At 43.3% G+C, this 13,977-nt stretch carries 10 protein-coding genes; all 10 read left to right on the plus strand.

All coding sequences use genetic code 11. From position 1 onward, the window contains the following. Positions 1-10 precede the first annotated feature (10 nt). The 10 genes from C1A12_RS16315 to C1A12_RS16360 all read left to right on the plus strand — a co-directional run bounded on the left by C1A12_RS16315 (position 11) and on the right by C1A12_RS16360 (position 13,964). Positions 11-643 carry a bifunctional 4-hydroxy-2-oxoglutarate aldolase/2-dehydro-3-deoxy-phosphogluconate aldolase gene (locus tag C1A12_RS16315; RefSeq protein ID WP_101846503.1) on the plus strand — a complete coding sequence of 211 codons (633 nt, stop codon included), beginning with the start codon at positions 11-13 and terminating at the stop codon, positions 641-643. Further along, the gene (gene dgoD, locus C1A12_RS16320) at positions 630-1,778 is read left to right on the plus strand and encodes a galactonate dehydratase (RefSeq protein ID WP_101845517.1); all 1,149 of its coding nucleotides are present in this window, start codon (positions 630-632) and stop codon (positions 1,776-1,778) included. Before C1A12_RS16315 ends, dgoD begins: the two co-directional genes overlap by 14 nt. Positions 1,779-1,839: 61 nt before the next feature. Continuing rightward, a complete protein-coding gene (locus tag C1A12_RS16325) occupies positions 1,840-3,201 on the plus strand; it encodes a GntP family permease (protein WP_101845519.1) in 1,362 nt (453 codons plus the stop codon). 436 nt (positions 3,202-3,637) lie between these two features. Then, positions 3,638-4,834, plus strand: coding sequence for an ROK family transcriptional regulator (locus C1A12_RS16330; RefSeq protein ID WP_101845521.1), 1,197 nt, complete (start codon positions 3,638-3,640; stop codon positions 4,832-4,834). Positions 4,835-4,920: 86 nt separating this feature from the next. Further along, positions 4,921-6,225 carry an extracellular solute-binding protein gene (locus C1A12_RS16335; RefSeq protein ID WP_101845523.1) on the plus strand — a complete coding sequence of 435 codons (1,305 nt, stop codon included), beginning with the start codon at positions 4,921-4,923 and terminating at the stop codon, positions 6,223-6,225. Further along, the gene (locus C1A12_RS16340) at positions 6,222-7,160 is read left to right on the plus strand and encodes a carbohydrate ABC transporter permease (protein ID WP_235001639.1); all 939 of its coding nucleotides are present in this window, start codon (positions 6,222-6,224) and stop codon (positions 7,158-7,160) included. The genes C1A12_RS16335 and C1A12_RS16340 overlap by 4 nt, the downstream gene beginning before the upstream one ends. After that, positions 7,157-7,999 (plus strand): carbohydrate ABC transporter permease, encoded by an 843-nt coding sequence (locus C1A12_RS16345; RefSeq protein WP_101845525.1) that lies wholly within the window; start codon positions 7,157-7,159, stop codon positions 7,997-7,999. The genes C1A12_RS16340 and C1A12_RS16345 overlap by 4 nt, the downstream gene beginning before the upstream one ends. Positions 8,000-8,036: 37 nt before the next feature. Continuing rightward, the gene (locus tag C1A12_RS16350) at positions 8,037-11,141 is read left to right on the plus strand and encodes an alpha-mannosidase (protein WP_101845526.1); all 3,105 of its coding nucleotides are present in this window, start codon (positions 8,037-8,039) and stop codon (positions 11,139-11,141) included. A 354-nt stretch (positions 11,142-11,495) separates the two neighbouring features. Beyond that, positions 11,496-12,512, plus strand: coding sequence for a Gfo/Idh/MocA family protein (locus C1A12_RS16355; protein WP_101845528.1), 1,017 nt, complete (start codon positions 11,496-11,498; stop codon positions 12,510-12,512). A gap of 189 nt (positions 12,513-12,701) precedes the next feature. Further along, positions 12,702-13,964 (plus strand): ammonium transporter, encoded by a 1,263-nt coding sequence (locus tag C1A12_RS16360; protein WP_101845530.1) that lies wholly within the window; start codon positions 12,702-12,704, stop codon positions 13,962-13,964. The last annotated feature ends 13 nt before the right edge of the window (positions 13,965-13,977 follow it).

Genomic DNA, 13,977 nt, shown 5'->3' on the forward strand with positions numbered 1-13,977 from the left:
TTTTCAAAAAATGCTGAATCATAAACTGGTTGCCGTTGTTCGGGGAGCGGCAGGGGAAGATGTGTTATCGATCGCCCGCGCGCTGAATGAAGGCGGAATTCACATTATGGAAATCACTGCAGACACCCCCGGGTGCAACGATTTAATCAGACAGGTAAGCGATGAATTCGGTGAAGAGATGGTGGTTGGCGCAGGTACAGTGCTGGACCCTGAAACAGCGAAAGCAGCGATTACGGCGGGAGCCGACTTTATTTTTTCACCAACTGTTGATAAGGAAACCATCCGGATCACGAAGCGGTACGGTGTTGTCAGCATTCCGGGTGCGATGACTCCGACTGAAATTTTAACTGCTTATGAACAAGGTGCTGATTTAATTAAAGTTTTTCCGGCAGGAGTTATGGGTCCGGGCTACATGAAGGATGTTCACGGGCCGCTTCCTCATATTCCCTTAATGCCGACCGGCGGAGTGAATTTGTCTAATGTACGGGAGTATTTTGCTAAAGGTGCGGTTGCTGCAGGACTTGGGAGTGCCCTGGTAAATACAAATCAAACGATAGATAACGAGGCACTGAAGGATATAACGATGAAGGCTCAACAATTCGTAGAAGCGATAAAGGATGTGGAAAGTTATGAAAATAATTGATTTTAAGCTTTATCAGGTACCGCCGCGCTGGTTATTTTTAAAAATCGAAACGGATGTAGGAATCAGCGGCTGGGGAGAACCTGTGGTTGAAGGACGTTCTCATACAGTGGAGGCTTGTGTCACGGAATTGATGGATTATTTGGTGGGCAAAGATCCCCGTCAAATAGAAGATCACTTTCAAGTATTGTATCGTGGGGGATTCTATCGAGGCGGCCCCATTCTCATGAGCGCCATTTCAGGGATTGAACAGGCCCTCTGGGATATTAAAGGAAAGTATCACGATATGCCTGTTTATGAAATGCTGGGCGGAGCGGTACGCGACAATATTCAGGTGTATTCCTGGATCGGCGGTGACCGCCCGAGTGATGTCGGCGCAGCTGCTAAAGAAAAAGCAGATGCCGGATTTACCGCGATTAAAATGAATGGCACGGAAGAAATGAATTATATTGACACTTACACGAAGGTCGATGCAGCTGTCGAGCGTGTGGCGGCGATCCGCGAAGCTGTTGGTAATAATTTTGGAATTGGAATTGATTTTCACGGTCGTGTGCATAAAGGAATGGCGAAGATTCTTGTGAAAGAATTAGAACCTTATCGTCCGATGTTTATCGAAGAGCCTGTTCTCGTAGAAAACCTTGAAGCCTTTAAGGACGTCGCCAATCATACAACGACCCCTATTGCGACGGGTGAACGAAATTATACGCGCTGGGGATTTAAACAAATGCTGATGGATGGAGTAGTGGATATCGTCCAGCCAGATCTTTCCCATGCCGGCGGTATATTAGAGACTAAGAAAATCGCAGCCATGGCTGAGACATTTGATGTGGCAGTGGCCCCTCATGCCCCGCTCGGTCCGATCAACCTTGCTGCTTCCCTGCAGGTGGATGCGTGCACACCTAACTGTATTATTCAGGAGCAGAGCCTGGGAATCCACTACAACAAAGGAAGTGACCTTTTGGATTATCTTGTAGACCAGGAAGTATTCCACTATCAATCTGGAGCGGTCAACATGCCTGAAGGGCCCGGGCTTGGAATTGAAATCGATGAAGAACGAGTGAAAGAAGCATCGAAAGAAGCCCATCAATGGAAGAATCCGATTTGGCGTCATGCCGATGGCACAGTCGCTGAATGGTAGAAAATGTACGTTAGCAGATTATGAAACTAGTTCCATTAATTAATGAAAGGAGCGCGTTATAATGTCTACTGCAGGTTTAATATTGCTTGCCGCTTTCGGTGTAGCTTTATTACTTTTTCTTGTCATACGAACAAAATTGCAAGCATTTCTAGCCTTAATCCTCGTCAGTTATATCGTAGGACTTCTCTCTGGAATGAGTTCTGGAGAAGTATTGGAGGCGGTCTCCGAAGGAATGGGAGGCACGGTCGCTGAAGTTGCTATTATTATCGGGATTGGCGCTATGTTCGGTGAGATCCTGAAAGCCTCCGGCGGTGCAGAACGTTTAGCTTTGACGCTTATGAATAAATTTGGAGAAAAGCGTGTGAACTGGGCAATGGTGCTGACAGGGTTTATCATTTCTATTCCTGTTTTTCTTGATGTCGCTTTTGTTATTTTAGTACCTATCCTGTACAGCCTCGCTCAGAAAACAGGTAAATCACTCTTATACTACGGAATTCCATTGCTGGCCGGTTTAGCTGTTACCCACAGCTTCATACCTCCTACACCAGGGCCTATTTCAGTGGCCTCCCTGCTGGGTGCTAATCTTGGCTGGGTTATCCTGTTCGGTTTCTTAGCGGGAATACCGTCAGCGATTCTTGCGGGGCCGGTCTTTGGTACGTATATTGCTAAGAAAATTCATGCTACCGTTCCAAAAGAAATGATGAGAAATATGGCGGAAGAAGCGAAAGGAAAGCAATACGATAAAGACTTACCGAGCTTTCGAATGATTGCAGGCCTGATTTTGCTTCCGTTGTTTCTTATTCTATTAAATACATTTGGTTCTCTATTATTGCCGGAAGACAGTACTTGGGTGGCCGTTTTCACCTTCATCGGTGATCCGGGTGTGGCATTAACGATCACTGCGTTAGTCACGTTCTATCTATTAGGTACACGCCGTGGTTATTCGAAAGAAGAGATTCAGGAAATTGCCACTAAATCCCTGGAGCCTGCAGGTGTTATTATCCTGATTACCGGGGCCGGTGGTGTATTTGGAACTGTACTGGTTGAAACCGGAATCGGCGATGTTCTCGCCAACACAATGAGTGACTTGAATATGCCGATCGTAGTATTTGCCTTCCTTGTAGCTTCAGCCGTACGGATTGCTCAAGGGTCGGCCACAGTAGCGATGGTGACAGCGGCCAGTCTTATTTCACCAATTATTGATTCACTCGGTATTGAAGGTCCAATGCTGGCTCTGCTCGTAATTACAATAGCCTCTGGTGCGACAATTGCTTCCCATGTAAACGATTCAGGCTTCTGGATGGTGAACCGATTCTTCGGACTATCTGAGAAGGACACGTTAAAGTCCTGGACGGTGATGGAGACGATTATCGCCCTTGTCGGATTTAGTATCACTCTCGTTATAAGCTTCTTTATTTCATAAAAAGGAAGCAGCATGGGTCCTCTTCTTTAGGGGGCCCTATTCTTTTTAGTTTTTGAGAATATACACTTTAAATATTTTTCGACTGTCAGGTTGTTATTGTTATCAATTAGAAATGGAGGGTTAAAAGAGGCGAGCCCTGGATTAATAGGACGAGTAACAAAGAAACATCCAAATTGCTGAAGCTCCTAAGGAAAGATTTACACTATAGGAGCAAATAAATTAATAGATTGAGTATGCACAAGAGGGAACATCGATAACAAGGTGTTCTTTTTTTGTGAAGAAAAAGAACGAGACTTCCATGAAATACGTAACAGAGCATGAAACTCCTATTATTATCTGTTTTTTAAAATGTTTAGTGTTTGAGCGTAGGAAAAAACGTAGAGAAACTGGTTGACTTCATCTAAATGAAAGCGTTAACATGTAGATACTTATTAAAATGAATTTAAAAAGTATAGGTGACATGATGGGGATAACAAATGCAAACATGTTGAAAACTGCGAATCGCAGACGAATTTTTGATTTACTGCATCGCAGCCATTCGCCGATGACGAAGCAGGAAATGGCAAAAAAAACGGGTCTTACAATTGCTTCTGTTGGAAATATATTGAACCATTTAGAAAAGGCCCGCCTTGTTCAAGAAGCAGGACAGGCATTATCAAATGGAGGAAGAAAGCCAACTTTATACACCCTTGACACCGAATGCCACTATGTGGTTGGTGTCAGTATTGCAATACGAGAAATTATCGTTCTCATTACTAACTTGAAAGGGGAGATAAAGTATCAAAGAAAGGAATTCTTTTCTCTAGAAGAGAGACCAGAGAATGTGATGGATAGAATACTACATTACCTGGAGGAGGTGGTACATCATCCTTCATTTATCTCAAAAGCAATGGTGGGAATAGGAGTCAGTGCTCCGGGTCCGATTGATTCTGACAATGGGATCATCTTATCTCCTCCTCACCTACCTTTATGGAACAACGTGCCTATTGTTGAGGTTTTCCAACAATTCTTTCAAACGAAAGTAGAATTAGAAAAAGATTCGAATTGTATGTTACTTGGGGAGCGGTACTATGGGCAGGCAAGAGAAGTCCAACACGCTTTATATTTTATGGTGGATGCCGGTATAGGAAGCAGCTACATTGTGAACGGCGAATTATACAGGGGTGCTACTCAATTAGCCGGGGAAGTTGGCTTTGGTAATCATTCTCTGTATCAGAGAGGAAACCTTTCACGAAAAGCGTTAAATTCTATTCTGCCTATTGTGGAAGAAACCAAAGAGCGAATACAACAAGGTGCTCTTACTTCACTTCCGAAAGACCTCGATACTTTCGAAGACTTTGTGGAGGGTTATTACGAACAGGACAAGCTTGCACAGGAATTGGTTCAACTTAGTATTGAAGAAGTCAGTTATGCTATCGCTGACAAAGTAAATTTTTTAAACCCAGAGCTAGTAATAATTGGAGGGAGGTTGATTACGGCTATTCCTGAAATTAAAGAAAGAGTAGAACAAATCGTTTTAGATTGCGTCTACCCAGAAACGGCTGAAGCTATGACGTTTATTACGTCTACTTTCAAGCAAGAAGCAGAAGCGATTGGGGCGACTACATTAATTTTGAAGCAAGTGATGCGTTGATTAAGAATCGTACTTTCTTTAGCCTCTTTTTAAAAGAGTTTTAATAAGGGGGCACATTTCACACTGGGGATTGGAGGCCGGGCTCCATGAAAAAAACAATAATAACGGGAATAACCTGTCTCATGCTTGCAGGAGCAGCAGGGTGCAGTGGAGAGGATTCATCTGCAAAAGATCAAGATACGCTTACATGGCTGACAACTTCGGGATATTCTCCAGACGCACCCTCTGAAGGGACTGCTGATTATATTTCCGAAAAAGTGCAGAAGTTTGAAGAGACTCATCCTGACATGAATATGAAAATAAGCCTGCAGTCGAGTAATATTGATGAAGCAATGGCGCGATTGTTAGAGCAGGCTAATACCGGAAGAGCTCCAGATATGGCAGCAATTGATGGGTATATGCTCGACCGTTATATGGAATATTTACAGCCTTTAGATGAGCTCATGGAAGAGAGGGGATTGGAGCCGAATGATTTCTTACCATTTGCAGAAGAGGTCATTCGAGGAGAAGATGGACAGATTTACGGACTCTACATGAGTACAGATACAAGGATGCTTTACTATAACAAAGAAGTGATTGAAGAACCGCCTGAAACGTGGGAGGAAGTAATAGAGGTTTCTAAAGAGGTTCAGAAAGAAGGCTATCAAGGGCTGGTACTGCCTGTCGGTATAGGAGAAGGTACCACTGTTACCTCCATCCTGCCTTTGTTTTGGTCTCAAGGTGGAGAATTAGTCGATGAAGCTGGCAATCCAAGCTTTGGAAAAGGCAAAAACAGAGAAGCCATGATAAAAACCTTTGATACACTATACCGTGCCCGGGAGGAAGGGGCAATTTCTAAAAGGATGGCAAGCTCTGGTCAGGAGAACGATGCTAATGGAGAAGTAGCCGCTGGCAATACAGCGATGTTTCTTGGGGGAAGCTGGCAGGCAGCAACGATTGAAGAGACGTTAGGAGACGACTTTGAAAACTGGGAGGTTGCTTCTTTGCCAATGATTGAAGAAGGAGATGAAACGGCATCCAGCGCAGGGGGATGGGCGTGGGGAATATTTGCAGAGGATCCCGAAAAACAGGAGGCAGCTTTTGATTTTCTAATGGATTCCTTTATTAGTGAGCAAGGTATGGGAGAGTTTACGTCTCTGCAAGGTTCGCTGCCAGCAAGAGAATCTGTGTATGATTCAGAGTATTATGACCCGGGTCCGTTCAATGATGAGTTTTTAGAATCATTGGAAACGGAAGCACGGGCAAGACCTGGGGCACCATCCTACAATGAGATTTCAGTACAGCTGCAAACGTCGATTTCTCAAGTGATTTCTGGAAGCAAAGAGCCTGAACAAGCAGTAGATGATGCTTGGGAAATTGTCACTTTCGGAGAAAGCGAGGATGACAAATGAGCGTACATGATACTGCTGTAAGTCAGGATAAAATGGATAGACCACTTAAAAAGAAGAAAACAGTATGGGATACACCTTATCCGTGGCTTATTCCGCTGCTGGTCATTTTAACAGCGGTTTTTCTTTATCCTATTATTCAGATTGTTCATTTAAGCTTTACAGACGCCAACATGATCCAAATTGGTCATGATTACACCTTTGAATCGTACTTGCGTATGTTCACACTGCCCGGATTCATCCCTATGATTTCGGCCACAGGCTTCTTTGTGTTTTTTAGTGTAATATTTCAGCTCATTTGCGGATTCATTATTGCCCTGTTGATTGTGCAGGGAGAAAAAATGAAACTGAGGGGCACGGTTGTTGTGCGTACGTCAGTGTTAGTGGCCTGGGCCATACCTGGCGTCATCATAGGTGTAATATGGGGGATGCTTTATAATGAAACAGATGCTGGCATCATTAACTATATGCTTGGAATAGCTGGTATAGGGCCGATTCCGTTTTTATCTGATCCAACAATGGCATTACTATCTGTTACTCTTGCAAATATCTGGCGCGGAACTGCATTTAGCATGATTTTAATGTACGCAGGTTTGAAAACGGTTTCAAAGGATTTAATAGAAGCTGCTATCATTGATGGGGCTAATGGGTTCCAGCGAATGAAGAGTATTATTTTACCAGCGATGGCGCCGATTATGCTAGTGAACCTTATCATTATCTCCATCGATACTTTTAACACCTTTGACATGGTAATGGCCTTAACAAGCGGCGGACCGGGAAATAGTACGGAAGTTATCGCGCTAAGCATTTACACAGCAATTTTTCGGGAATTTAATTTAGGTGAAGGTGCAGCTACGGCTGTGATGTTATTAATCATAAATGTTGTGATGACAATTATTTACTTGAAAGTGCTCGGCAGAAGGGGGCAGGTGGAATGAGTAAAGAAAACAAGAGAACATGGACAAAAGCTGGCTTATACTTCAGTTTTTTTCTAGTAGTGATTAGTTTTTTGTTCCCGCTTCTATGGGTGCTGTCTCTCTCCTTGCAGACACCGTTTGAAGTGTTACAAGTGCCTCCAAATATTATCCCTACAAGCTTTGCTATTGAAAATTATCGAGACGTGCTTGATTCAGCTCCGGTGTTGCAATATTTATGGAACTCTTTTCGAATTGTTGTTTCAACAGTTGTATTAACCTTGTTAATCGCGATACCAGCTGCATTTGCTTTATCCAGGTACCAAATGAAATTTAAAAATCACTTGCTTATTGCTATATTAATGACCCAAATGATGTCAGCAGTCGTCATTACAATCCCGATTTATCGTTTATTTGCCAGCTGGGGGTTATTAAACCAGCTTGGACTGGTTGTTATTGTTTATGTAGCGGCAGTTCTTCCGTTTTCTACGTGGTTCTTAAAAAATTATATTGATACAATTCCAAAGGATATAGATGAAGCAGCTATTATTGACGGCTGCAATAAATGGCAGATGCTAAGACGTGTTCTGCTTCCGGTTAGTCTGCCTGGCATCGTCTCTGTTGTAATTATTGTGGCGGTACAAAGCTGGTCTCAATTTGTCATACCATTTATTTTAATTGATGATTCATCTTTATATCCTGTTTCGGTCGGAGTCGTTAATCTGCAGTCTACTCAAACTCAAATTACGACTCACCTATTAGCGGCGGGAAGCATTATGTCCATCATTCCGGTGGTTATATTGTTTGTGGTACTGCAGCGTTATATCGTAGGGGCTCTTACAAACGGGGCTGTAAAAGGATAACTGTAATTATCTTCAGTTTGAGAAAGGGTTGATAGATATGTTTTGGAAACAAGAGAAGCTGGCGCAGAGAGTAATAGAATTAGAGCCGTATCGTTATAAAGATCACATTCCTGTAGAGCGTTTTGACGCTATTGAAGAATCTCACAGCGAGGAAATAACCAAAGCCGTTCCTCAGGGAGAACGAAAACCAATGCTTCTAGGGGACCGCTGGGAAGGCAGAGACAAATATATTTGGTTAACCGCAAAGGTTCACATCCCTGAAAACTGGGAACACGAAACAGTCGTGGGAGTGTTTGACTTTGGGAAAACAGGAGGTGGGCACAACTCTGGTTTTGAATCTCTCTTGTATGTAAACGGTGAACCTCTGCAGGCTGTAGACGGCAATCATAAGGAAGTATTTTTCCCCGAAAAGGTGATTGGACAATCACTTCAGTTAGAGTTTCGATTATGGTCAGGACTAGAAGGAATAAAAGGGAATCACGAGCTGCAGGAGCACCGGCTTCAAACAAGTTTTATTGCCTGCCTTGATAAACAAACGGATGATCTTTACTATACAGCAAAGGCAGCGCTAGAAACAATAGAAGTGCTGAGCGAATATCACGAAAAACGAGAGCCATTATTACAGGCAGTAGATCGTTCTTTTATTGAAGTTGACTGGCGCGATCCCGGAAAAGAGGAATTCTACCATTCTATAGAAACTGCGAATAATCTGCTTCAAAAAGAAATACTTGAATTGAAGGACGAACATCCATTAACCGTTAGAGCTGTAGGGCACACACATATTGACGTTGCCTGGTTATGGCGGCTGAAACATACTAGGGAAAAAGCCGGTCGTTCTTTTACAACCGTTTTGAAATTAATGGAACAATACCCCGATTACTGGTTTGTACAAACGCAGCCCCAGTTATATGAATATATTCAACAAGATTACCCGGAGATTTTTAAAAAAATAAAAAATAATATTCACGATGGCCGTTGGGAAGCAGGCGGTGCGATGTGGTTAGAAGCAGATTGCAATATTCCATCAGGGGAGTCTCTCACCCGGCAGATTTTATACGGGCAGCAGTTTTTAACAGACGAATTAGAAGTATCCCCATGCCGGTATCTTTGGCTTCCGGACGTTTTTGGTTACTCGTGGGCACTTCCACAAATCTTAAAGAAATCAGGTATCGATACCTTTATTACGACAAAAATAAGCTGGAATCAATATAACCGTATGCCACATGACACGTTTGTGTGGAAAGGGATCGATGGAAGTGAAGTATTAGCTCATTTTATTACTACTCCGGACGGGTCTGAGAAATATACCTATAACGGAGAGATAGAAGCAAGAAGCATTCAGGGCATATGGGATCAGTACAGGGATCGTGCCTTTAACGATGAACTGCTGCTATCGTATGGATACGGAGACGGTGGAGGAGGGGTGAACCGTGATATGCTGGAAAATATCCGTCGTCTAGATGCCATGCCCGGCATTCCAAATGTAAAAACCGGGAGGGTCGATGACTTTCTTGAAGGTTTACATCAACGCGTCAAGGAGACCGATCAGTACGTACACAAGTGGGACGGGGAACTCTATTTAGAATATCATCGGGGCACATATACGAGCCAGGCCTATAATAAAAAAATGAACAGAACAGCAGAACTGCAGTATCGCAGGGCAGAATGGCTGGATACCCTGGCTTTTTTGAAAACTAAAGAATGGAATAAGGCAAGATTTCACCGTTTCCATGAAGGGTGGAAAATTATCCTTAGAAATCAGTTTCACGATATCATTCCAGGTTCCTCCATTAAAGAAGTGTACGAAGACAGTACAAGGGAATATGCAGAGGCGCTGGAGCTTGCATCTACCAATGAACGGGAAGTGCTGGAAGAACTGCTTCATGATAACGAAAATACATGGACTGTTTTTAATCCTGCTTCTCATCAAAGGTCGGTTCTGGTGGAAATACCAGCTAGGGAAGGAAGCTGGAAGGACAGTGACGGAAAAGAGTTAATAGTCCAGAAAGAAACAGGAGGGGAAAAGGATTTACTCCTTGTTCCTGCCGTACCAGCATTAGGGTATAAAACGATTGGTTTACATTCAACTAAAACCTACCCAGAACGTTCTCCCTTTCAATATTCCAGTGGTCGTCTATCAACACCATTTTATGATATTGAGTGGAACGAGCAGGGGCAGCTCAGCAGCATTTATGATAAGGATCATGCCAAGGAGGTATTATCCGCTCCTGCAAATGTTTTGGAGGTATTTGAGGATAAGCCAATGGCGTATGACGCATGGGATATTGATATATTTTATAAGGAAAAATGTTATCCGGTAACAGAGTTAGAGAAGATGGAACTGGTGGAGGCAGGAAGACTTCGAGCAGTGATAGAGATGCGCTGGCGCTATCAAACTTCTACAATTCGACAACGATTTATAGTATATTCTCATTCTCGTCGGTTGGATTTTGAAACCGTACTAGATTGGCATGAACAGCAGCAATTATTAAAAGCTGCGTTTCCGGTAAACATTCGCTCCAACGAAGCTACGTATGATATTCAGTACGGTAACGTAAAACGCCCTACGCACTGGAACACGAGCTGGGATATGGCAAGATTTGAGACCGTAGGGCATCAATGGGCGGATATCTCAGAAAGAGCCTATGGAGTAAGTCTTTTAAATAATTGCAAATACGGTTATGACATTAAGGATAATATTATGAAATTGACATTGCTGAAGTCAGCTATTCAACCTGATCCGACTCAAGATCAAGGAGAGCACCTCTTCTCTTACAGTCTCTATCCTCATAAAGGCGATTGGTTTGAAGGGAATACGGTCCAGGAAGGTATGGATTTAAACATTCCTCCTATTATAACGAAGGGCACTACGGAAAAAAGCCCATACTGCTTCCTCCAGCCCGAAGCCTCTAATATTACGGTGGATGCAGTGAAACAATCAGAAGAAGGAAATGCCGTCATAGTACGATGTCATGAACATGGAGGGATCAGAGGCCCCGTTACGTTTAAGAGTGATCACCCTCTTGAGGGCATCATAGAGTGTAACCTTCTGGAACAAGAACTTGAGGAAGAGAAACATGTAGATGGTCAGCTTGTACTTGAATTTCATCCTTATGAAATAAAGACTATAAAGCTAAAGTAAAAGATCAAGAATTTCAATAGGCTTTCCTTGGGAGCCTTTAAGAAGTAAGAGGCTAGTAACGTCGTCTCTTGCTTCTTAAATTATCTGGAGCGATTGTTAACTGGAGGGCTCCCTTCATTTTAGTTGAAGTACTTTTTATAAGATTTTTTAATTATATAAATGTTGAGTTTAAGGTTCCAGAGTGCAAGAAGTAGAAAAGCAATACGATGTGGAGCTTTCAATAAGCGGACTTAAAAAGAAGACAAACGTGATTTTAAACCTAATATCAACAGCATCATTTCACATAGCCTTCTTTGTAGTGGGAAAGATGTTCCCTCGACTGTATGCTAAGCTAATGAAAAAAGGAGGCAGTTTATGAAAAATCATAAAATCATTCTGGCGGGATGCGGAACGATGGCTCATACATGGTTAGACTACGCTTCTAATCGTAATAGCGCAGAGATTGTAGGGTTTGTTGATGTAAATGCAGCAACAGCAAAAGCATTAGCTGAGAGACGAAGCTTACAAGTCCCTGTTTTCACTGATCTTTCCGACGCCCTTGACCAGACGGATGCCAGCCTTGTTTTTGATGTGACTATACCAGCTGCTCACAAACAAGTGGTGACGACAGCACTTGAAAGAGGCTGTCATGTATTTGGAGAGAAACCGATGGCTGAATCTTTGAAAGATGCAAGAGAAGTAGTAAAGACAGCCCAGCGAACCGGATTGAACTATTTTGTAATGCAAAACCGCAGATACCAAAAAGAAATACGAGCGTTTAAACAACTGTTAGCCACCCAGACGATCGGTCAGGTAGGGTCGATCCACGCTGACTTTTTCCTGGGACCTCACTTTGGAGGTTTTCGTGAAGCTATGGAAAGCCCGCTCATTATGGATATGGCCATACATACATTCGACCAGGCACGATTTCTTACGGGAGCTGATGCGGTTTCTGTGTATTGTCACGAATATAATCCGCCCGGCTCTTGGTATGAAGGCAATTCATCGGCTGTCTGTATTTTTGAGATGAGTGACGGCTCCGTATTTACCTATCGTGGCTCGTGGTCGGCTGTTGGTCACTCAACTTCGTGGGAATCGGACTGGCGAGTGACAGGAAGTAAAGGGACGGCCCGGTGGAATGGCAGCGACAATCCTGTTTGTGAGGTTATCGATAAGTCTCGTGATCACGGTTTTATGGATCACGTGAAAGTGATAGAACCAGCGAGTACATGGCCAGGGCAAGAAGGGCATTTCGGCTGCCTGGATGAAATGTTCTCCGCTCTCGAAGAAGAGCGGCTAGCAGAAACGGATTGCCAGGATAACTTTAAAAGTATGTCAATGGTGTTTAAGGCAATGGAAAGTGCAGGGTCTGGAAAGAAAATTTTCTTTTAATTCAGAGCAGCAAAGCCTCTTATACGTTCATTTAGAACGTTTGAGAGGCTTTTTATTTTCGGTCAATTATGTAACATGCATCCATTATATAAATTTTCAAAAAAATTATTGTGTTCATCTCCAGGCTTTGATAGTATATTAATTAACATACAATGTTAGAAAATATAACATGAAGGAGACGGAAATAATATGGATGCTGCTTTTTTGATGAACAACTTATGGATTATTGTCTGTACGGTACTTGTTTTGCTGATGCAGGGTGGATTTATTTTACTTGAGGCTGGTTCGACGAGAATGAAGAACGCTGGTCATATCGCAGGTAAGACGGTATTTACAGTGGGCATTGTATCGCTTGTATTCTGGGCGGTAGGCTATGGGCTAATCTATGGTGAAGGTAATGCTGTTATAGGTTTTTCTGATTTCTTTTATGGTGATGCTTCTACGATGGGAGAAGGGCTGGCAGGATCAGTTGATTTCATGTTCCAGCTTGCATTTGCGGCAATTGCGATGACCGTTGCTTTTGGTGGTTTTGCTGAGCGGGCGAAATTGATTGCTTATGTGATTTTTGCTTTATTGTTTTCGGTTGTCATTTACCCGGTGATTGCTCACTGGATCTGGGGAGGCGGCTGGCTGGCTGATCACGGGAAGCAGGATTTTGCGGGATCTACAGTCGTTCATTTAACAGGTGCAATGGCTGCGCTTGCGGCGACGATTATACTTAAACCGCGTATTGGGAAATACAATAAAGATGGTTCCTCGAATGAAATTGCAGGCCACAACCAGGTATTTACAGCGTTAGGTGTGCTGCTCTTATGGGTCGGCTGGTTCGGATTTAACGCAGGGAGTACCTTTGGCGTGGAAGATGCGTTCTTTGGTTACGTTGCTCTCAATACGCAATTAGCAGCTGGTGCCGGGGCTATTGGTGCGATGCTGATGGTATGGGCGGTATCTGGTAAAGCCGATGTACCGACAACGTTGAATGGAGCGTTGGCGGGACTTGTGGCCATTACAGCGTCTTGTGCATTTGTAGAGCCTTGGGCAGCTGTACTTATAGGGTTAATTGGTGGAGCTTTCGTATTCTTTAGTATGAGATTCTTTGATAAGAAAAAAATTGACGACCCGATTTTTGCGCTTTCTGTTCACGGAACCGTGGGTATATGGGGAACGTTATCCAATGGACTGTTTGCTACGCCGGAATTAGCTTCTGTCGGAAGGCCGGGATTGTTTTACGGCGGTGGCTTTGAGCAGCTTGGTGTGCAGCTATTAGGAGTGGTGGCCTGCGGACTTTATGCGTTTATTGTTTCCTGGATTATCCTGAAGGTGATGGATAAAACAATGGGAAGCATCCGTGTCACGGAAGAAGAAGAAATTATGGGTCTTGATATTAGTGAACACGGGGGATATGGTTACCCGGAAAACCTCACCTCATCTCATAGTAAAACGGGAGCTTAAACACGTGAAAAGG

It is taken from the genome of Halobacillus sp. Marseille-P3879, from assembly GCF_900240285.1.
In the GTDB taxonomy this organism is placed as follows: Bacteria; Bacillota; Bacilli; order Bacillales; family Halobacillaceae; genus Halobacillus_A.

Bases quoted from the DNA above. Each gene is read 5' to 3' on its own strand.
- C1A12_RS16325 (WP_101845519.1), top strand. From the start codon at position 1,840: ATGTCTACTGCAGGTTTAATATTGCTTGCCGCTTTCGGTGTAGCTTTA.
- C1A12_RS16345 (WP_101845525.1), top strand. From the start codon at position 7,157: ATGAGTAAAGAAAACAAGAGAACATGGACAAAAGCTGGCTTATACTTC.
- C1A12_RS16355 (WP_101845528.1), top strand. From the start codon at position 11,496: ATGAAAAATCATAAAATCATTCTGGCGGGATGCGGAACGATGGCTCAT.
- C1A12_RS16340 (WP_235001639.1), top strand. From the start codon at position 6,222: ATGAGCGTACATGATACTGCTGTAAGTCAGGATAAAATGGATAGACCA.
- dgoD (WP_101845517.1), top strand. From the start codon at position 630: ATGAAAATAATTGATTTTAAGCTTTATCAGGTACCGCCGCGCTGGTTA.
- C1A12_RS16350 (WP_101845526.1), top strand. From the start codon at position 8,037: ATGTTTTGGAAACAAGAGAAGCTGGCGCAGAGAGTAATAGAATTAGAG.
- C1A12_RS16330 (WP_101845521.1), top strand. From the start codon at position 3,638: ATGAATTTAAAAAGTATAGGTGACATGATGGGGATAACAAATGCAAAC.
- C1A12_RS16315 (WP_101846503.1), top strand. From the start codon at position 11: ATGCTGAATCATAAACTGGTTGCCGTTGTTCGGGGAGCGGCAGGGGAA.
- C1A12_RS16335 (WP_101845523.1), top strand. From the start codon at position 4,921: ATGAAAAAAACAATAATAACGGGAATAACCTGTCTCATGCTTGCAGGA.
- C1A12_RS16360 (WP_101845530.1), top strand. From the start codon at position 12,702: ATGGATGCTGCTTTTTTGATGAACAACTTATGGATTATTGTCTGTACG.